Consider the following 19,181-nt stretch of genomic DNA (forward strand, 5'->3'; position numbering starts at 1 on the left):
CAGTTCCCTATTGCGCGGTCCCGACCCAGCCAAGCTCGGCTGACGGCTCCTTGGCTCCTGCGCCTTCCTGCTTTCCGCCGTCCGGCCCGGCTTCCTCCGGCACCGGTTCCAGCCGGACGATAACTTGCTTGGAGGCGGGCGTGTTGCTTACTTCCGCCACGCTGTCCAGGGGCACCAGCACGTTCGCCTCCGGATAGTAGGCTGCCGCGCACCCTTGGGCTGTGGGGTACGCAACTACCCGGAACTTGCGCAGCACACGCTCCCGGCCGTCGTCGTGCTCCCCGTGGACGTCAACCAGCTGGCCGTCATGGATGCCCAGCAAGACCAGGTCCTGGGGGTTCACGAAGACCACATGGCGGCCCTTCTTGATGCCGCGGTACCTGTCGTTGTAGCCGTAGATGGTGGTGTTGAACTGGTCATGCGAGCGCAGGGTCTGCAGGATCAGGCGGCCGGGCGGGCAGTCCAGCGCCTCCAGGTCATTGGTGCTGAACATGGCCTTGCCGCTAGGCGTGTTGAAGGTGCGCGAATCGCGCGGCCCGTTGGCCAGCATGAAGCCGCCCTCCTGCCGGATGCGCTGGTTGTAGTTCTCGCAGCCGACCACCACGTGGGAAATGTGCTCGCGGATCTTGTCATAGTCCCGCTCGAAGCCGGCCCAGTCCACGTTGACCTTGTCCCCCAGCACCGCGCGCGCCAGACGGGTGACGATGGCGACCTCGGAGAGCAGGCCCGGCGCCACGGGTTCCACCTTGCCCCAGGACGGGTGCACCGCGCTGACGGTGTCCTCCACGGAGACGAACTGCTCGCCGGTGGCCTGCCGGTCGATCTCGGTGCGCCCCATGGTGGGCAGGATCAGCGCTTCCTGGCCGATGACGGTGTGCGAGCGGTTGAGCTTGGTGGAGATCTGGACAATCATCTCCGTGTTCTCCATGGCCTCCTCGGCCGCGGCCGTGTCCGAAATGGCGGCCACCATGTTGCCGCCGAGCGCGATGAAAACCTTGATCCCGCCGTCGCGCATTTTGGCAATGGCCTGGACCGCGTCCACGCCGTGTTCCCGCGGCGGGTTGAAGCCGAATTCGTCCTGAAGCGAGTCAAGGAACGACGGCGGCATCTGTTCCCAGATACCCATGGTCCTGTCCCCCTGCACATTGCTGTGGCCGCGGATGGGGGACGCGCCGGCGCCGGGCTTGCCGATGTTGCCGCGCAGGAGCAGCAGGTTGATGATCTCCTTGATGGTGGAGACCGCCTTCTTCTGCTGGGTCAGCCCCATGGCCCAGGTGATGATGACCTTGTCCGCCTTGAGGTAGCGGGCGGCAAGCTCGTCGATCTCCTCGGCGCGCAAACCAGTGGCCTCCAGGACCGCCTGTTCGTCCAGCTTGTCCAGGTGCGCCTTGAGTTCCTCGAGCCCCTCGCAGTGGGCCTGGATGAACTCGTGGTCCAGCACGGTGCCGGGATTGGCGGCCTCGGCGTCGAGCACGCGCTTGGAGAGGGCCTGGAGCAAGGCCATGTCCCCGCCGAGCCGGATCTGCAGGAACTGGTCCGCGATCTCGGTGCCGTGGCCGATGATGCCCTTGACCGTCTGCGGGTTCTTGTACCGGCGCAGGCCGGCCTCGGGCAGCGGGTTGACCGCGACGATCTCGCCGCCGTTCTCCTTGCACTCCTCCAGAGCCGTGAGCATGCGCGGGTGGTTGGTGCCCGGGTTCTGGCCCATGATGATGATCAGGTCCGCCTGGCCAAAGTCGTCATACTTCACCGTGGCCTTGCCGATGCCGATGGTCTGGCCCATCGCCCAGCCGGAGGACTCGTGGCACATGTTGGAACAGTCCGGCAGGTTGTTGGTGCCGTACGCGCGGACAAACAGCTGGTAGGCGAAGGCAGCCTCGTTGGACGTGCGGCCGCTGGTGTAGAACGCGGCCTCGTCCGGTGAGTCCAGGCCGTTCAGCTTGGCGGCAATGATCTTGAAGGCGTCATCCCAGCTGACCGGGAGATAATGGTCCGCGCCCGCCGGCTTGTACACCGGCTCGGTGAGGCGGCCCTGCATGCCCAGCCAGTATTCGCTGCGGCCGCGCAGCTCTTCCACGGTGTGCTCGGCCCAGAACTCCGTGGCGATGGTGACCGGCGTGGCCTCCCACGTGACGGCCTTGGCCCCGTTCTCGCAGTACTCGAAGGGCTTGCGGTGGTCCGGATCCGGCCACGCGCAGCTCATGCAGTCGAACCCGTCCTTCTGGTTCATCGCCAGCAGGGTCTTCCGGCTGCGGTCCACCCCCATGTGCTTCAGCGCCGGCTGCATGGAATGCACGACGCCGGGGATTCCGGCCGCCCAGGATTTGGGCTTCTCCACCTCGAGATCGTTCTCGTCGGCTTCCTCAACCTCAGGATTATTGCGCGTCATTGCCGCACGTCCCTTCTTCACCACAAACGCAGGTCCGATTGATGTGCTCATAGCAGGAGTATTACGAGTACCTTAGGCCTAACAGTTATCCTGCGGGGCCGCAAGCATTTGCCGGATTCCAGCAGGCCTCTGGATGGCTTGGATGCCCTCCCGTAGGGTCGTTAGCAGGTTCCCAGCAGGTCGCCAGCAGAAAGGTGTTGCCATGAAACCGTCCATTGTGGTTTTCGACGTCAACGAAACGCTCTCCGACCTTTCTGCCCTGTCCGCCAAGTTCACGCAGGCGGGAGCTCCGGCTTTCCTGGCGAAGGTGTGGTTTGCGGGGCTCCTGCGCGACGGCTTTGCCCTGGCAGCCGCGGGCAACAACGAGAAGTTCGCCCGCATCGCCGCGGAGTCCCTGGGCGGCTTGCTTCAGGACGCTCCGCTGAACCGCGACCTTGACGAGGCCGTGCAGCACATCATGGACGGCTTTTCCGCCCTGTCCCTTCATCCCGATGTTGCCGAGGGCATCAGCGCTCTCCGCGGCGCCGGCCTGCGCCTGGTCACGCTGAGCAACGGTTCTGCCGACGTGGCGAGGAACCTGCTGGGGTCGGCCGGCCTGCTGGAGCAGTTCGAACACCTGCTCTCCGTAGAGGACGCACCCGCCTGGAAGCCGGCCCGGGCTGCCTACGACTACGCCGCGTGGGTCTGCGAGACGGACCCGGACCAGATGATCCTGGTGGCCGTCCATCCTTGGGACATCCACGGCGCCAAACGGGCCGGCCTGCAGACCGCTTGGCTCAACCGCAGCGGCGTGGACTACCCGGGCTACTTCGAAGCACCGGACTACACGATCACCAGCCTCGACGAACTGGCCACTGCCTTGGCGCGGTGACTTCCTCCACGAGGAAGAGCGGCGCCGTCCTGCACGCCGGCTACTCTCCGGCTGGCTCTGTCCGGCTAACGTTGTCCGGCTAGCCTTTCTCCGACAGGGCCGGGGCCGCAGCTTCGTCCAGCTCATACCCCGAGACCGGCACCTCATCCTCCGCTTTGGGCTCCGGCACCTCCCGGGTTGCAGAGCCAGCGTCCGGGCGCTGCTGCAGCCGGTCCGTTTTGGCCACGGTCAGCAGGACAACTGAGTCCTCCGTGGCCCTGACCGCGTACAGCCCCGGCGGAACCACGAGGAGATCGCCATCCCGGCCATCCCAGCGGTCGGTCTGCGTGGCCAAACGGATGCGGCCGTTCAGGACCAGGACGGTTGCCTCGCCCGGGTTCAGGTGTTCGTTCAGCTCCTGGCCAGCGGCGAGCGCGATCACGGTCTGGCGCAGAACATGTTCGTGCCCGCCGTACACCGTGTTGGCGCTTCTGCCGCTGGTGACCCGCCGCGCGGTGTCGAGATGACGGCGTCCTATTGCGGTCAAAGAAAACTTCTTCACTTCTGCCTCCCAGACTGCGTGAATCATGCTGTCCGCTTCGGATCCCCGTGGACCGCGGATTCCCACCATCCTAGGCCCTTCCGCGCCTTCCTGTGGGATGAGTCACAGGAGCATTGCGCTCGCAGGTCAGCGCCGGGTGGAGTAGTGGATGGTCTGCGCCGCGATCCGGCCGTCGCGGACCACAAAACTGTCCACGCCGTCGTGAATTTCCAGCTCGTCCGTGGAGCCGGTCCATACCAGCATGCCAACCTCGCCGTCGGTCAGCAGTTTGTGGAACTGAAACGACCCGTCCTTGATGTAGCTCTGCAGAACGCCCGCAAGGTACCGCACGCCGTCGTGGCCGCGGTTCACTCCCTCAGCCGACAGAAGTACGACGTCGTCCGCATAGTTCTCGCGCAGGTCACCTTCCAGATCCCCCACCGTGCGGCAGTGGAGGTGCGAATTGAGCACCTCCTGGATCGTGCGCGGGCTGCCCCTGCTCGCTTCTGCTTCATGCTGTGTCATGGTCATCCCCTCGCTGCCCGCGTTTTTCGACCCGCGGCGTCCGGTTTTTGGCCCGTTGGCCCGCGGCCCAATGTGCACCCTCAAGGTTCATGTACCCGCCCCGGTCACCATCCAGACGTGCCGACGGTGCTGACTTTGATGAGCGCCGCGGCAAACAGAAAACGAACTTCGCGGGTGGCGCACACCCTCGCCCGCCGAGCGGAGGCTGACCGTCAGGGGTGGCGCACGCCCTCGCCGGCGAGCACGGCGCGATAGCCCTCGCGGAATGACGGAAAGCTGAACCGGAAACCGGTGGAGATGAGCCGCCTGTTGCTGCAGCGCTTATCCCCGCCGCGCGCGTTGGTTCCGCCCGGCGCGTTGTTCCCGCCACGTATCGCCGCTACCCCAGCGGCCGGCGGTTCCGGCACGCCCAGTTCGCTCGCCAGGAACCGCAACACCTCCCCCAGTTCCGCCGGTTCGGAATCGACCCCGACATACAGCGGCTCCGGCACCTCGATGGCCGTGGCCAGGTGCACGATCGCCGCGGCGGCATCGTCCCGGTGGATCCGGTTGGTCAGCCGGGGCGGATCCGGGATCACCGCGGTCCCCTGCCGAACCTGGTCGATCAGCCGTGTGCGTCCCGGACCGTAGATGCCGCCCAGGCGCAGCACGACGGCGGACGGCAGCCGGGCGTGCAGCAACTCCTCCGCCTCGCGCAAGATCTTGCCGGTGGCCGTCGATGGCCGGGCCGGCGTGGCTTCGTCGACCTCGCCGCCGTCGTTCTCCCCGTACACCGCGGTGGAAGACACGAACAACACCCGGCGCGGCCGGACGCCGTCGTGCTCCATCGCATCCAGCAGGTTGGCGAGCGCGTCAACGTACGCGCTGCGGTAGGCCGCCTCCGTCCGCTCGGCAGCCGCCGTCGCGATGACCACAATGTCCGTGTCGGCCGGGATTTCGGGCAGCGGACCGGTGAGGTCCACGGCGGCGCCCTCCAGCTGCGCGGGCAGCTTTTCCGGCGAGCGCCGCCAGCCGATCACGCGGTGGCCGGCCGCGGCAAACCGCAGTCCCGCTTCCGTCCCCAGGTCGCCGCATCCCGCTATCAGCACTGTCATATCCAACTGCCCTTCGTTGCCTTTGCCTCAGAATCCATATTCGGGCAACCCCCAATTTTGGGCGGCCGACATGCCCCAACTGCACCATTGAAACTCAATCGTTACCAGTCATGATGAAGAGAGCATTCGTGGGGAATGCGACGCATTGGGGAATGCGAGATGCAAGGGGGATGTGTGGAGCAAATAACCGCCGGGCACGCCACGCCCATTTCTGTACAGATGATCGGCAACCTTGAAGTCCGTCGGGGCAAAACCGTCCTGACGTCGGCCACCCTCGGCAGCCCGAAGGCCAGGCAGATCTTTGAAATTCTGCTGCTGAGACTCGGCTCGCCCGTTTCCAAAGGCGAGCTCATCGAATTGCTCTGGGGCAGCAAACCACCGGGCAAAGCACAGGCCACGCTGGAAAGCTACGTCAGCCTGCTGCGGCGCAGTCTGCAGCCCGGCGACGCCAAGACCGGCCCGCTGCGGACCGCAACCGGCAGCTACGTCCTCGATCCGGACCTGGTGGAAGTGGATCTGGTCCGGTTCAACCAGTTGGTCGCCGAGGCCGACGAAAGCGCGCCGGCGGAGGCCTATCCCCTGCTGGCACAGGCACTGAAGCTGGCATCGGCGCCGCTGCTCGGGGACGAGCTGGCGACCGAGTGGGCCGACGAGGCTCGTGTCCACCATGCGTCCCTGGTGACGTCGGTGCAGATCCGGGCGGCCGAAACCGCTGAGTATCTGGGACGCACGCAGGATGCGCTGCACTGGGCCGGGCGGGCTGTGGCGTCGGAGCCGCTGAACGAACGTGCGTGGTCCACGCTGGTCGCCACGCTGGAGTCTGCCGGCCGCTACGCCGAGGGCCTCCAGGCCTACGACAAGTGCCGGCGCCTGCTGGACCGGGAGCTGGGCTGCACGCCGGGGCCAACCCTGCGCGCCGCCCACGCGCGGCTGCTACAGAAAACCGTAGAGGACGACGGCGAACTCACCGAAGTCCTCGAAGCCCTGCTCTATCTGAACGACCGCATGCGCTCCCAGCCGACGCACCAAAACACGCTGGCCGTCACCGGCAAACGCGCGCAGGCGGCGTCGTCGTACACAAATACTGCAGGCCGCGTCATCAGCGCCTTCCTCAATAAGGCGTTGACCGTCGGCTGACACTAGGAGGGGATCCAGATGGATAACCAGATCGACAGCAACACGACATATCTGTCCGTCGCCCAGGTCGCCGGGCACCTGAGCGTCTCGAAAATGACCATCTACCGGCTGGTCCACACCGGCAAGCTGCCGGCCGTCCGGATCGGCCAAAGCTACCGGGTCAGCGAAAAAGCGGTGGCTAACTATCTGGAAAACGGAACGGTGCGGGCCGGGGGCACCTAGAACCGCAGCGGAGCCGCAACTTCACAGGTAGAGGCGCAGGTCCAGGACGGAACGAGGCATTTGCTCGGGATCGGGGTAGGCGATGACGACCCGGATGCCATCCGGGTCCCGGACCTCAACAAATGTCACGCCGCCTGTTGAGTGTTTGTAGGTGTGATCGGTCCTGTCTTTCAGCACCTGCTCGAAATGCTCGAGCCCCTCCATGCTGTCGGTCGCCCACATCAGCAGACGGGGCCCGACGCCGGTGGGATAGTGTGCGGCTCCCGAGCCTTGCGCAATCAGATAGACCTGGAATCCCCCGGGGTCCAGAAGAAGGGCTGCGCCCTCCTCCCTGATGGCCTGCTCGCAGCCGAACACGTCACAGTAGAAGTTCACTGACCGCTCGAGTTGGGATACGAACAGCACTGATGAAACAACCTTCGCCGAGTACTTCATGGGGCCTTCCTTGAGCGGCTGGTACTGCTTGGTCAGGTCCAACCTGCCCTGTGTCAGGCGGGTCTGAAGTTTCCACTCCACCTCTCGTCATCGGGAATCGGGGAACCGAATACTTTTGTGGTGCGGCGCAGATCGTCCGCGGCGAGGTCCCGCAGCCTGCCTAATTCGTCGAGCCGCTCTTGGGGAATCTCGTGTCGCTTGAACTGCTCCTGCGCGTGCTTGAACTGCTTTTCGGCCTCTTTGAGATTGGCTTGGGCCTGCAAAACCGGGTCGGTGGTATCCATGGCTCCATGATGGCAGTCCTGGCCCGAAGGCAGAAGGGTACGAGGTCCCGCTTTGACGGTGCCCTGGAACGCTTATGCTCCGGTGTGGCCGGTTCGGCGGACGGGCTTGGACGACGGCCCTGTGGGATCCGCCTGTTGGTCCATCTCCTCGGGGCCTTGCCTCGGGTGGCCCAACCGCAGGATGCAGGCCCCGGGTTCGGCGAAGGGAATCAGTTGGGCTTGGTCAGGATCCTCCCCCAGCTGGGCGAGCAAGCCGCGCACCATGCCCAGGTGCACCGAGCAGACAACGTGCGGGGTCTGGCGGGCAGCCTGCAGTAGCGGACAACGGGTCAGTCTAACCGCGCTCCATGAAGCATCGACGTCAACTCCGAATCCGACAGATTCCAGTAGTGCCACCGTCCGCCGGCGCGCTGACAGACCATCCGTCCCGTCCATCGGGTGATCGGTCCCGGAAGGAGGCCCATCGCGTTCCAACTGCCTGGCCCACAATTCACCGACACTGATCCCCTCCGCCCGTGGTTGAGTACTGCTGTTTGCAATATGCGAGGCGAGAATCGTCGCAAGCGCGGCGTAGGCTGTGGCCTGTGATTCCTCCGGGACCGCCTGGTACAGCCGTGCTGGTCTTCCCCGGCTGCCCCGGGCTGCCGTCATCCGCCGGGCCAGCCCGGCTTCGACCAACGCCTCTAGATGTTCGCGGATCGTATTCTGGTGCTGGCCGGTGTCGGTCGACAGTTTCTCCACGGTGCAGGCCTCGGGCTGGTCGCGCAGCCGCTGCAGCAGAGCCGCGCGCGCCGAAGACATGGGTGCATTCGTTCCCGAGTTGGCCGGAAGCGGGCCGAGCGGGGTGTGGTTCTGGTCATTTTCCACGGACTTCATTGTAATAAATATGGGCGCTCAGTGCCACCATTTCGGCCGCCCGAGCTCTTATTTCTCAGCCGTGCAAGCTAGTCGGACGAGCAGCGCCTTGCCCCGAAAGTCTCGTGCCCTCCTACGGGCAGAAAGCCGCGGTCTATTTTTACGGAATTTACTGTAGTAAAGTCTGCTCTAACACACTTCTCTTGACGCTGAAATCCCCGAAGGCAGAGGCGGAACCCGCAGCCTTCGTCGGCAATCCCCCTTGCTACGGCGGGAAACCCGAACACCTAAAGACGCTTTAGCCGAGCCGCCCGCCAGAACTCCTGCCGGGAGACTGCCCGGAGCTACTGCTCCCGCCGCAGAAAGGGAGATTCTGGTGCCCCTGTCGAATGAGGAACGGAAGCAGTTCGAAGAACTGGAACGAGAGTTAAGCGCCGAGGATCCCAAGCTGGCCCGAAAGCTGCTCTCAGGTTGGTCAAGCCCTTCGCGCATGTTCCCCCTACCGGCCGGAATCCTCATCATGATTGCCGGATTCCTGCTACTGATCTTCGGTATCTCCCATCAACCTGCGCTCATCGGAGTCATCGGTTTTGTCCTGATGGGCGCCGGCGCGTACTGGTCCATCAACTTGCGGGATCCCGGCGGCCGCTTAGGGTAGCGGCCAATCGAGGGCATGCGCCCACGTACCCGCCGCGGCCACCCCGCCCCGGCTGGCCGCGGCATCCCTCCGGGTTGCCGTCCCGATGGCTCGAATAAAACATCGGGACTCCAAGAACTCAAGCGCATCCGGATTGCACCAATACCATCGTCACCATCGTCACCATCGTCACCATCGTCACCATCGTCACCATCGTCACTTCAAAGGAGATTATCGTGGCTGCCACCTCTATTCCCATCCCCGCCGGTAGCGGGATCAGCCAGGCCTTTCAGCGGGCCAAGGCAGAACCGGCCTATGGCGCGTTTTTGACACTCTGGGTTGGCTTCATTGTCCTTCCGATTGTTTTCGGTGTGGATAAATTCGCCAACGTCCTGACCAACTGGGAGGCTTATTTGGCCCCTTGGTTAGTAGATGTGCTGCCTTTCAGCAGCCATACCGCAATGATTATCATCGGCATCGTCGAGATTGTTGCCGGCATAATGATTGCAATCAAACCACGCTATGCGGCCTATGTCGTGGCCCTGTGGCTCGCGGGCATCATCATTAATCTGCTGACGTACTCCGGTTTCTACGACGTCGCCCTGCGTGACTTTGGCCTGCTCGTCGCCGCACTGGCGCTGGCACAACTGGCGCGGACGTACGACACAGGCAAGAGCAGGCGAGGCCGGGCGAAGTCCTGAACAGCCGTGCCAGTATCGGCTTGACTGCTCGCCTTCTAAGATCAGTGAAACCCGTCCTGCCCTGCCGATCCAACAGAAAGTTCCCATCGGTTCATGAGTATCTGGAAGGTGACGGAAATGGAAAAAGACAAGTATTCGAGCCAGGAGCTCAGGGTCCACAGCGAGGCTCCTGCGGAAGGAGACGCAGCATTCGATCCAAGCGACGAACGGATGCATGCGGAGGAACCAGCTGAAGGACCTGCCGACGTCGACGACCTTGGGCTGCATTCACACGTAGGGCTCCATTGAGCGTCACCGGCAGCCGCAGTCATCCGCATCGATCCGAGAATGAAGTCCGGCCGCAAGAACGCTCATGGACAAGCTGACGCGCAGGCGGAGGAAGGAATCGACCTCCGCCTGCATGGTTTGGTGGCGGGGAAGGACGCTTCCTCGCCCTACCGGGTGTTGCATGCCCCTCGGGTAGACGGCACTCCCCCTCCACAGTCGGAACTTGTCCACATAACCCGAGGAACCATCCTCCTCGAACAGGCGTTCTAATAGCCTTGAGGTATGGCCATTGGAATGCTGGAGGAAACGGACGGAGCGGGCAGCTCCCTCGCCGCCCTGCGCTCCGAAGTCCTCCGCATAGCCGATGAGTTTGTCCAGGATTCACTGCTGATGTCCCGCCGGGATCTCGCTGACTCTGTTGCGTTCACTGAAGAACTGGCCAAAGTCGTCGAATTTCTGCAGCTGGTCGGTGCCAGAGCAGTGGAAGACCAGAACGTTGCAGCCCTCGGTGAGTCCAGCGGCAGGCTTGGCTGGTCGGATCCTCCGGCACCATCGGACACGTCCACTCCCGGTGCCGCTGTATCGGACACGTCCACTCCCGGTGCCGCTGTATCGGACACAACGTCCGCCACAGCAACTGGCACCGGTCGGAAGAAGCCGCGCCCCGAGTTCAAAGACGCAGCCGACTATCTTCGGGGGCGCCTCGGCATCAGCCGGACGGAGGCGCGCCGCCGGCTCCGGGTAGCGGCGGACATTCTGCCGCGGCGCCAGCTCACTGGCGAGCTGGGAGCAGCGAAACTCGAACATCTCGGCGAAGCGCTGGCCGAGGGAGCCATCAGCGGCAAGGCCGCCACCATGATCCGGGATGCGGTGGACCGCGTCCGCCCGGTAGCGGCCCCTGAAGCACTGGCCGCCATGGAGGAGAACCTCACCCGCCAGGCCCAGGAGACCAACGCAGACGTGCTGTTTACACTCGTGGCCACGTGGGAAGCAGCACTGGATCAGGACGGGGCCCAGCCGTCCCCTGAACTGCTCAAGGCTCGACAAGGCGTCTTCTACAAGGGCAAGCGAAACGGTCTCCACAAACTCGAAATCGCGGCCACCGACGAACAGCATGAGTACATCGCCACGGTCATGAACGTGGCCACCAACCCGCGCATCGCCGCAAACCGCGCACCTTCGGAATCAGGCGCATCCTCCGAAAACCCTGTGGCTATCGGTGCCGAGCCGGAGAACGGACAGGACAGCGGCCAGGCGTGGGAGGACCCGCGCACCAGAGAGCAGCAGCTGCTTGACGGGCTCGTCGCGGGCTGCAAACTGGCACTGGCCACGGACGAGCTGCCGGACACCGGCGGGCATCGTCCCCAAGTCATGGTCACCATCGGATACCAGCAACTGCGCGGCGAAATCGCGGGAAGCGGCCATGCCGTGTTCGGCGGGCTGGTCACTCCCAAGACGGCCCGGCGGATCGCCTGCGACGCAGACATTATCCCGGTGGTGCTCGGCTCGAAGGGCGAAATTCTCGACGTCGGCAGGAAGCAGCGGTTCTTCAACCGCGCGATGCGCCGTGCGCTTGTCGCAAGGGACAAAGGCTGTGCCTTTCCGGACTGCTGCATACCCGCTGTCTGGGCCGAAGCCCACCACATCAAGCCCTGGTGGGACGGCGGCCTTACGGAGGTCGTTAACGGGACGTTACTTTGTTCGTTTCACCACGCTCTTATGGACAACGGGAACTGGGAAATCGAGGTCCGGCAAGGCATCCCCTGGTTCATCCCGCCGGCATACCTCGACCCGGAACGAAGAGCGCGCCGAAACCTGTACTGGCACGCCGGAATCCCCGAGGCGCTCGCCATAGCAGCCCAAGCAGCCGGGTAGTAGCTGCTGCGGCAGTTCTTGCGGCTCTAGGCCAGGCCAACAAACGAAAGTTAGACTGACGGCAATTGCACGCGCATTTTCGCCAACAGTTTGGGGACCCGGCGATGTGGAGCCCATTTCAACTACGCGGTGCAATGGTTGCCGGTTCCCTCGCGCTGGTTGTCGCCATTTCAGGTTGTACCGATATGAATGAGCCGTCTGCCGACACACCTGCCCCGTGGTACGCCGGCTACGTGGACGTAACCCTGCCGTCCGAATACGAACTGGACAAACCGCCGAATCCAGCAGCCGGACTCGCGGTGCTGTCTTTCATCGTGGCGCATCCCGATGATCCCTGCACCCCGTCCTGGGGCGGTTATCTCAGCTTGGACAAGGCGGGGACGCTCGGACTGGACCAGCGCATAGCCGGGTTGAGGGCAAATGGTGGAGACGTCGTCATCTCCTTCGGCGGGCAGCTCGAGGAGGAACTGGCCACGGTCTGCGCTGACCTCGGAGCATTGACCGAGGCATACAGGAGCGTGGTGGACCGCTATGGCATCAGCACCATCGACCTCGACGTCGAAGGGAACGACCTCAAGGACGAAGAGTCCCTACGGCTGCGCTCTGAGGCAGTGGCTTTGCTGCAGCAGGAGCGCGGACCGCAGAATCCGTTACAAGTCTGGCTAACGTTGCCAGTTTCTCCGAATGGCCTGGAGGAAGAGAGTATTGCCGCGGTGGCACAGATGCTCGACTCCGGAGTAGACCTAGCGGGCGTCAACATCATGACCATGAACTTCAGCGACAGCCGGGATGGTGGGCAGTCCATGCTTGATGCTTCGACAGCGGCGGCTGATGCCACCCACGAACAGCTCAGGGACATCTATGCTCAAGTTGGGCAGCGCTTGGACGGGCAGGAGCTCTGGCGCAAGATCGGCCTGACGCCAATGATCGGCCAGAACGACGTCGAATCGGATGTTTTTGATCTGGCAGCCGCAGAAAGTTTGAACGAGTTCGCTTTGAGCCGCGGTGTCGGCAGGATGTCCATGTGGTCACTCAACCGGGACACGGCCTGTGATCCGGACGAGGCGGACCTCGGCCAAACATCCCCCACCTGCAGCGGCGTGGAGCAAGAACCGGGGGCGTTCTCGCGCATCCTCGGCGGCGGGTTCAGTAGCAGCTTGCTCTAGCCTGCTGCCTATTAGTGCCGGCACGGTCCCGTTACCACTGGCGGCTGTTCAACCGGTGTAGCTTTTTTCGCTACGCTCTTGTGGTGCCCGATGTTCTGACGCTTTCCGCCCTGGTGATCCGCGACGACGCCGGCCGGCTGCTGCTGGTCCGCAAGCATGGGACCACCAAGTTCATGCAGCCCGGTGGCAAGCTGGAGCCCGGCGAAACCTTCGCGGCCGCTGCAGTGCGCGAACTCGAGGAAGAACTGGGAATCCGGGTGGACGAGTCCGGGCTGACGGACCTTGGCCGCTGGTACGGCGCTGCTGCCAATGAGGCGGACACTTTTATCGACGCCGGGATCTTCAGCTGCTCGGTCCGCCAGGCTCCTGTCGCGGCGGCAGAGATCGAGGAGGTCCTCTGGCTGCATCCGGACGAGGCTTCCACGCGGCAGGACCTCGCTCCCCTGCTGACCGAACACATCCTGCCGTTGCTGGCGGCTATGTACTGAGCCGGGTGGACATGCTCGGGGCGATGACGCTGTTGGTCCGTTCCGGTTTGTACCAGCCGACCACCTGGCCCCGCATGGCTTGGATCAGGGCGGCATACAACAGATAGGCCCGCAGCGGCTCGTAGATCAGCCGGTAGATCGGCACCATGAGCAGGTGCCACAGGCTCTCCTTGACCATCGTCAGCGCGATCACCGAGATGACAAAGTGCGTCACGGCGACGAAGAGCGCAAACCAAGCGATGCTCTGCCAGTTGCCGTTGGCCAGGCTGATGCCGGCCACCACGACGGTCAGCGGCATGAACACCAGCGGAACCAGGGTGGAGAGCAGCGCGTACGGCAGGGCAACCATGCCCAGGACCCCGTACTTGGGACGCAGGATCATCGTGTAGTGCTTTCGCAGCGCCTGGATGTTGCCGTAGGTCCAGCGCAGCCGCTGCTTGGCCAGGCCGCTCACGGTCATCGGTGCCTCGGTCCAGGCCACAGCCTTGTTCTCCTGCACGATCCGGTAGCCCAGGCGCTGGATGCACAGGGTGAGGTCGGCGTCCTCGGCCATGGTGTCGTGCGAGTAACCGCCGACGACGTCGAGCGCCTCCTTGCGCCATCCGGCGCAGGCTCCGGGCACAATCGAGATGGCGCCAACCAAGCCTTCGGCCATACGCGTGACGCAGATGCCGGAGATGTACTCCAAGGACTGCCAAGCGGTAAGCAGGTTGCGCCGGTTGCCCACTTTTACGTGGCCGGCCACGGCGCCCACGCGGTCGCCGCCGTCGGGATCGCAGAAGTGGCGGGCAAGCATCCGGACCGTCTGGGATTCGAACAGGGTATCGCCGTCGAGCGTGACGATGATTTCGCCCCGGGCCATGGCGATGCCGAAGTTACTCGCCGCGGATTTGCCGCCGTTGGCCTGCGTCAGCACCCGCAGGCCGGGCCAGTCCCGGGCGAACTCGTTCATCACCGCCAAGGTGTTATCGGTTGAACCGTCGTTGACCGCGATGACTTCCATGGCCGTGTAATCACTATTCTTCAAGGCCTGCAGGGTCTTCAAGATGACGGGTTCCTCGTTGAACACCGGCAGAATCACACTGACAAGCGGCAAGGACGCCTCGTCCAGCGCGGACCACTGCTTGCGGGTCTGCCGGCGATGCCCGATGAGCGCCAGGACTATGTAGGCGAGGGTCATCAGGGTCAGCGAGCCGATGCCGAACCAGAACAGCCAGCTGATGAGCGTAGGCGGGGCAACCATGTAAAGCGTGTTCACCGCCGCGGTGGCGTGATCGACGAGGCCCGCTTCGTAGGACTTCACCGGGAGATAGCCCGTTGGCACGATCGGCGCCAGCGTGGTGAAAGTGTAGCCCTTGTCCTTGGCCTGCTCGATGAGCTTCGCCAAAACTGCCACGGTCCCGGAACGGTCGCCGCCGCCGTCGTGCATGAGGATGATGTGGCCATCGCCGTCGAGTTCCGGCACCGGGATCTCCTCGCCCGGGTCATAGGACCAGTCCAGCGTGTCCATGTCCATGTCCACGTGCAGGTACCCGAGCTGCTGCGCCTGCAGCACCGCTAGGGCGTTGTTATCCGGGTCGCCTTTCGGGATGCGGAACAGCCGCGTGGCATACCCGCCCACAGAGCGCATGATCCGGTCCGTGCCGATCAGCTCCTCGCGGTTGCGGACGTCGCCGTGCTCATAAAAATCGATGTGGCTCATGGTGTGGTTGGCTACCATATGGCCTTCACGAATGATGCGCTGGAAGACGTCGGGATTCTTGACCACGTTCTGGCCGAGGCTGAAGAACGTGGATGGCACGCCTTCGCGCAAGAGCAGGTCCAGGATCTGCGGGGTGTACTATGCGCTGGGGCCGTCGTCGAAGGTCAGCATCAGCTGTTTCTCGGCCGGGGTGCCGAAGCGTTCCACCGTGTACGGGGCGTGACCGATTTCCTCCGCTTCAGCAGGGGCGGCTTCCCGGAAGACCTTGTCGCTGAACGGGTCCGTGAGCATGACCTTGCCACCGATCCGCTCCACCGTGTCCACCCGGACGAAGGCGAAGCCGGTTTCCTCGCCGATCAGTGGGATGTTCTCTTCGTCCCAACTGGCGAGAAGCTCACGCGGATAGCTGGCGGACTGGTTTTCCGGCGGGGTCCAGGTCGGGGCCAGAGCGCTGGGCGTCACGAAGGCCACAGTTCCGGCCATGGCGACGAGCAGGGCAGTCAGGACGAGCATGACGCGACGCCAGCGTTTACCGCTTGGATCGAAAAAAACCGGAACGGCAGGGTGCGGAATCTTCGCCGACGTGCTCATGCCAGCGTCCCGGTCGAACAGTTTTCAGGGGCAGCTAAGGCATTCTTCTCCACGTTGATCAATCCCCCAAGGATTAGGTACGCAGTGGTTTATGGATGGTGGCTAGGTGTTTATGGATGGTGACTAGCGATGCTCCGGCAAGGGAGCGGCAATGAATGCAAGATCGGGAGACGGGGCCGGCAGTGACGGGGCAAAGTCTCGGTCTCAGAAGACTTCGTTCACCGCCGGTCCCGTCAAGGCCGGGACCGCGGCAGTTGCGGGGGCTTTCCCGCCGCGGCCCGGATCAGGAGCGGGTTGGCCGTGGCGTCGCCTGCCCCATTCCCTCAGCCTAGGAAGCGGCGGAGCCCCCGGCACGAGTGCTTCCTACGCGTTTTACCCGCCTCCTACTTGCAACACGGGCACGGAATCACGTGGAGCGAGCGCCCTAGGCTCCACCTGTTGCGTGCCACTGAGTACGACGGCGGCAAGCTCAGCTCGAGTGCGCACATGCAGCTTGTCGTAGATGCGGTAAATATGGCCGTCCACGGTCCGCACGGAAACGCCCAGCCGCGCCGCGATGTCCCGGCTGCGCATGCCCTGCGCCACGAGCGTGACGACGTCCCGTTCGCGGTAGGTCAGCTCCCGGGTGACAAACGGCTCGCCCAGCTGCGAGGTCACCACGTCCGGCAGTTGCAGGCGCAGCTGATGGACCAGCCGCAAGGCCTTCCGCTGTCTGGCCCGGTGGCCGTCGCGGTGCCCGTCGTGTTGGCCCTCGCGTGCCAGGTACCGGGCGCCGTAGGCGGCTGCTTCCGCGGCCAGCAGCGGGTATCCGGCATCGGCCGCGTCCCGGGCGAGGACGAGGATGCGGTCCGCATTCTTATCCAGCAGTGCCTGGGCGAAGGCATGCAGCAACCCGTTTTCCCTGCCGGCCGGTGCTGCGGTAATGTCCCGCAGCCGCGCCAGCCCGTCCAGTTCACCGAGCCGCAGCAACAGGATGTGGACTTCGGTTTCCTCCGTCACCCGGCCGAGTTGGGCCAGACGTGCCGCCAGCCCGGTCAGCTCCTGGACCGCAGCGGTCATGCCCTGCGTGGCAGCGCCGGCGGCGGCAATCCGCGCCTGGGCCGTCAGGGGCATGGCCTCGCGGATGGTGCCCCGGTGGTGAGCCCGGTGCTCACTGAAGGCGCTGGTGCACGATGCAACGGTCCCGCGCTCGTTGAGCATGGCGGCTGCATCCGCGGCCAGGCCCAGCGAGTAACCGAGCAGCTGGTGCGGATCCTGCATCCGCAGCGAGTCCACTGCCAGCAGCAGCCGGTCCAGGCTGGCCCGGACGCGCCCTTGTTTGAGTTCCACCCAGCCGTGCAGGAACTCAGTGGTTCCACCGAAGACCACCAGGGATTCCGGCCTGTCGGTATCGTAGCGTTCCAGATGTCCGGTGGCGTCGGTGAGGTGGCTGGCCTGGACCAGGCAGCGGATGAGGCGGAGGGCCAGGCCTTCCTGCAAAACGTTCCCGGTGTCCGGTTCGTCCTCCAGGAGGCGGAGCACCGCGCTGGCGATGTCGGCGCTGGTCTGCCGGTCGCCGGTGGCCAGAGCCGCCTCGGCCAGGAGCGTCTTAGCCACCAGGACTACGTGTTCGGTGGCCGGGTCCTGGCGACCCTCGTACTGCTGAGCGGCGTCTGCCTCGGCAGCCAACCGCCACAGGCCCGGGATGCTTTCGGCAAACCGGCCTTCCAGTTGCATCGCATGATGGTGCAGCAGCCTGTCGAACCGGCGGTCCTCCGGCTTCAAGATCCGGCGCGTCAACGCGATGTCCCAGTTCCGGAGCAGCTGGCTCAACAGCTCCGCCCCGGCACCGGTCCGCACCACGACTTCCTGGCCCAGCAGGACCGCGTCGCGGAGCACGGCAGGGTCGGTGGAATTGGCCAGAACCTTGGACAACCGGGCCAGCGCGCGGCCGGCATACCCCTGTCGCAGGTAGATCCGGATGATCTCTACTTCCGCCGCGGGTGCCAGCTGCGGCGACTCGATCACCGTCGCGGCCCGCAGCGCCAGCGCGAGGTCGTGACCCCGGTTGGCCTGCTGCGCGGTGGCCAGCAGTGTCTTCTCGCTCAGCGGAAGCTGAGCGTCGAGGGCCCACCTGGCCGGCCCCACGCTGTCGGGAGTTAGCTCCGGTTCGTCGACGAGGATCTGGGTGAAGCGGCCGTACAGTTCTCGACGGGTGCCGGCGGGCGCGATACTGCGCACCGCCGCTGCGGGGTAGGCCGGCCCGAGCCGGACCAACGGACCGAAGTGGGCCAACGCTTCCGCCGCGGCTGCCCGGTCCTGGCGGTGGGCCTGGTGCTGATTCTGGGTGTAGTCCTGCTGATCCGAGTCCGGGTCCCTATTCTGGTCCGTCTCTTCGAAATCGAACTCGAGCAGGCGGCCGGCCTGGAGCCGCTCGAAGTGCCCTCCCCGTGCGAGCCGAGACAGCAGGCGCAAGCGCAGCGGACCGGCGAGGGCCACGGCGTAGACCGCTTCCTGCTCCGCGGTTGCCAACCGCTGCAGGTCCTCCCGGAGCATGTCCTGCAGGAGCTCGCTGGTTTCCGGGAACCGGCCGGTGGGCAGCCAATTGCCGTTGTGTTCGACCAGCCGGTTCAGCCGACGGCTTTCCTCGAGCAAGGCCAGCAGGTTCCGTGGATGACCGACGGAGTTCCGGGAGAGCAGTCGTGTGGCGGCCGGGAGCACCGGACCTCCGAGGACGTGCCGGACGACGTCGTGGACTTCCGGCACAGTCAGCGGGGCCAGTTCGCAACGTTCCAGCTGGCCGTCCTGCTGCAAGGCCGCCAGCTCCGGATCAACGGAATTCCCCGGCCGGGCCGCGAGCAGCGCTTTTACTGCTCCGGTTCCGATCAGCTGGGCCAGTATGACCGCGCTGACGGGATCGAGTTCGTGGGCATCGTCCACCAGCAGCACGGGCGGTTCGGCGCGGCCAGAGAGGAACCGCAGGGTTGCCCGCAGGACCTCCACCGGCGGCGTGTCCGGTGCCGGTGGAACCTCATCGCCGAGCAGCGGACCCAGCGCCGCGAACGGTACGTCGAGCAGCGATGCCGCGCTGCCGGCAAGCCGGATGAAACGGAAATCCGGCCTCAACACCTGGGCGATGTGGCCGAGCAGAGCGGTCTTCCCGATCCCCGGCGCCCCTATTATCAGTGCGCCGCGGACAGTCTTGCTGTTCAGGATTGCCGTGACTGCGGCCGTGGCGCGCCCGCGTCCTGCCAAGGCTGGAAGTTCTGCCGAGGCTGGAAGGCGAGGCACCGCCGTCGTACTTATTGGTGGTGATTCCCCAAAGACTGTTTCCCCGGTCAGCGCCTCCCCTGGTGCCGTTTCCCCGTTGTGTCCTGCCTCTGCCAAGGCCCCCGCGTGTGCGGAGATGATCGAGTGACTCATGATTAACCGTGTTTCTGCTG

At 64.7% G+C, this 19,181-nt stretch carries 19 protein-coding genes; 9 read left to right on the forward strand and 10 right to left on the reverse strand.

Annotation, left to right across the window (positions count from 1 at the left end; genetic code table 11):
• Window positions 1-7: 7 nt before the first annotated feature.
• On the reverse strand, window positions 8-2,389 hold the full coding sequence (locus tag HGO92_RS00660; protein ID WP_169991937.1) for an FdhF/YdeP family oxidoreductase: 2,382 nt from the start codon (window positions 2,387-2,389) through the stop codon (window positions 8-10).
• Between the two features lie 202 nt (window positions 2,390-2,591).
• Between HGO92_RS00660 and HGO92_RS00665 the strand changes: the two genes are divergently transcribed.
• Complete coding sequence (locus tag HGO92_RS00665; protein ID WP_205834074.1) at window positions 2,592-3,260, forward strand: haloacid dehalogenase type II; 669 nt, start codon at window positions 2,592-2,594, stop codon at window positions 3,258-3,260.
• A gap of 79 nt (window positions 3,261-3,339) precedes the next feature.
• On the opposite strand, the gene HGO92_RS00670 is transcribed toward HGO92_RS00665, so the two are convergent.
• The 3 genes from HGO92_RS00670 to HGO92_RS00680 all read right to left on the reverse strand — a co-directional run bounded on the left by HGO92_RS00670 (window position 3,340) and on the right by HGO92_RS00680 (window position 5,399).
• The gene (locus HGO92_RS00670; RefSeq protein ID WP_346768798.1) at window positions 3,340-3,786 is read right to left on the reverse strand and encodes a cupin domain-containing protein; all 447 of its coding nucleotides are present in this window, start codon (window positions 3,784-3,786) and stop codon (window positions 3,340-3,342) included.
• Window positions 3,787-3,927: 141 nt separating this feature from the next.
• Window positions 3,928-4,305 carry a nuclear transport factor 2 family protein gene (locus HGO92_RS00675; RefSeq protein ID WP_169990999.1) on the reverse strand — a complete coding sequence of 126 codons (378 nt, stop codon included), beginning with the start codon at window positions 4,303-4,305 and terminating at the stop codon, window positions 3,928-3,930.
• Window positions 4,306-4,517: 212 nt separating this feature from the next.
• The gene (locus tag HGO92_RS00680; RefSeq protein WP_169991000.1) at window positions 4,518-5,399 is read right to left on the reverse strand and encodes an SDR family oxidoreductase; all 882 of its coding nucleotides are present in this window, start codon (window positions 5,397-5,399) and stop codon (window positions 4,518-4,520) included.
• A gap of 174 nt (window positions 5,400-5,573) precedes the next feature.
• Between HGO92_RS00680 and HGO92_RS00685 the strand changes: the two genes are divergently transcribed.
• A complete protein-coding gene (locus tag HGO92_RS00685) occupies window positions 5,574-6,536 on the forward strand; it encodes an AfsR/SARP family transcriptional regulator (RefSeq protein WP_346768799.1) in 963 nt (320 codons plus the stop codon).
• Window positions 6,537-6,554: 18 nt separating this feature from the next.
• Complete coding sequence (locus tag HGO92_RS00690; RefSeq protein WP_169991001.1) at window positions 6,555-6,758, forward strand: helix-turn-helix domain-containing protein; 204 nt, start codon at window positions 6,555-6,557, stop codon at window positions 6,756-6,758.
• A gap of 21 nt (window positions 6,759-6,779) precedes the next feature.
• Here HGO92_RS00690 and HGO92_RS00695 read toward each other — a convergent pair whose 3' ends face one another.
• The 3 genes from HGO92_RS00695 to HGO92_RS00705 form a co-directional block, all read right to left on the reverse strand.
• Complete coding sequence (locus HGO92_RS00695) at window positions 6,780-7,235, reverse strand: VOC family protein (protein WP_169991002.1); 456 nt, start codon at window positions 7,233-7,235, stop codon at window positions 6,780-6,782.
• 11 nt (window positions 7,236-7,246) lie between these two features.
• The gene (locus HGO92_RS00700) at window positions 7,247-7,477 is read right to left on the reverse strand and encodes a hypothetical protein (protein ID WP_169991003.1); all 231 of its coding nucleotides are present in this window, start codon (window positions 7,475-7,477) and stop codon (window positions 7,247-7,249) included.
• Window positions 7,478-7,549: 72 nt separating this feature from the next.
• The gene (locus HGO92_RS00705; protein WP_205834076.1) at window positions 7,550-8,344 is read right to left on the reverse strand and encodes a helix-turn-helix domain-containing protein; all 795 of its coding nucleotides are present in this window, start codon (window positions 8,342-8,344) and stop codon (window positions 7,550-7,552) included.
• A 364-nt stretch (window positions 8,345-8,708) separates the two neighbouring features.
• On the opposite strand from HGO92_RS00705, the gene HGO92_RS00710 reads away from it, so the two are divergent.
• From HGO92_RS00710 to HGO92_RS00735, 6 genes are all read left to right on the forward strand, one after another.
• Window positions 8,709-8,990 (forward strand): DUF3040 domain-containing protein, encoded by a 282-nt coding sequence (locus tag HGO92_RS00710; protein WP_169991004.1) that lies wholly within the window; start codon window positions 8,709-8,711, stop codon window positions 8,988-8,990.
• A gap of 215 nt (window positions 8,991-9,205) precedes the next feature.
• Window positions 9,206-9,670 (forward strand): hypothetical protein, encoded by a 465-nt coding sequence (locus HGO92_RS00715; protein ID WP_205834077.1) that lies wholly within the window; start codon window positions 9,206-9,208, stop codon window positions 9,668-9,670.
• Between the two features lie 93 nt (window positions 9,671-9,763).
• Window positions 9,764-9,958: a hypothetical protein gene (locus tag HGO92_RS00720; RefSeq protein ID WP_169990808.1), complete on the forward strand. Its 195-nt coding sequence runs from the start codon at window positions 9,764-9,766 to the stop codon at window positions 9,956-9,958.
• A 261-nt stretch (window positions 9,959-10,219) separates the two neighbouring features.
• Window positions 10,220-11,812: an HNH endonuclease signature motif containing protein gene (locus HGO92_RS00725; RefSeq protein WP_169991005.1), complete on the forward strand. Its 1,593-nt coding sequence runs from the start codon at window positions 10,220-10,222 to the stop codon at window positions 11,810-11,812.
• Window positions 11,813-11,997: 185 nt separating this feature from the next.
• A complete protein-coding gene (locus HGO92_RS00730) occupies window positions 11,998-12,978 on the forward strand; it encodes a chitinase (RefSeq protein WP_169991006.1) in 981 nt (326 codons plus the stop codon).
• 83 nt (window positions 12,979-13,061) lie between these two features.
• Window positions 13,062-13,466, forward strand: a complete 405-nt coding sequence (locus HGO92_RS00735) for an NUDIX domain-containing protein (RefSeq protein WP_169991007.1) — start codon at window positions 13,062-13,064, stop codon at window positions 13,464-13,466.
• Here HGO92_RS00735 and HGO92_RS00740 read toward each other — a convergent pair.
• The 3 genes from HGO92_RS00740 to HGO92_RS00745 form a co-directional block, all read right to left on the reverse strand.
• Window positions 13,456-15,294: a bifunctional polysaccharide deacetylase/glycosyltransferase family 2 protein gene (locus HGO92_RS00740; protein ID WP_346768839.1), complete on the reverse strand. Its 1,839-nt coding sequence runs from the start codon at window positions 15,292-15,294 to the stop codon at window positions 13,456-13,458. The two genes, HGO92_RS00735 and HGO92_RS00740, sit on opposite strands and share 11 nt — an antisense overlap.
• A gap of 12 nt (window positions 15,295-15,306) precedes the next feature.
• Window positions 15,307-15,759: a hypothetical protein gene (locus tag HGO92_RS23590; RefSeq protein ID WP_240974323.1), complete on the reverse strand. Its 453-nt coding sequence runs from the start codon at window positions 15,757-15,759 to the stop codon at window positions 15,307-15,309.
• A gap of 372 nt (window positions 15,760-16,131) precedes the next feature.
• On the reverse strand, window positions 16,132-19,161 hold the full coding sequence (locus HGO92_RS00745) for a LuxR C-terminal-related transcriptional regulator (protein WP_169991008.1): 3,030 nt from the start codon (window positions 19,159-19,161) through the stop codon (window positions 16,132-16,134).
• Window positions 19,162-19,181 lie beyond the last annotated feature (20 nt).

Source organism: Crystallibacter degradans, assembly GCF_012952295.1.
Lineage (GTDB): Bacteria > Actinomycetota > Actinomycetes > Actinomycetales > Micrococcaceae > Crystallibacter > Crystallibacter degradans.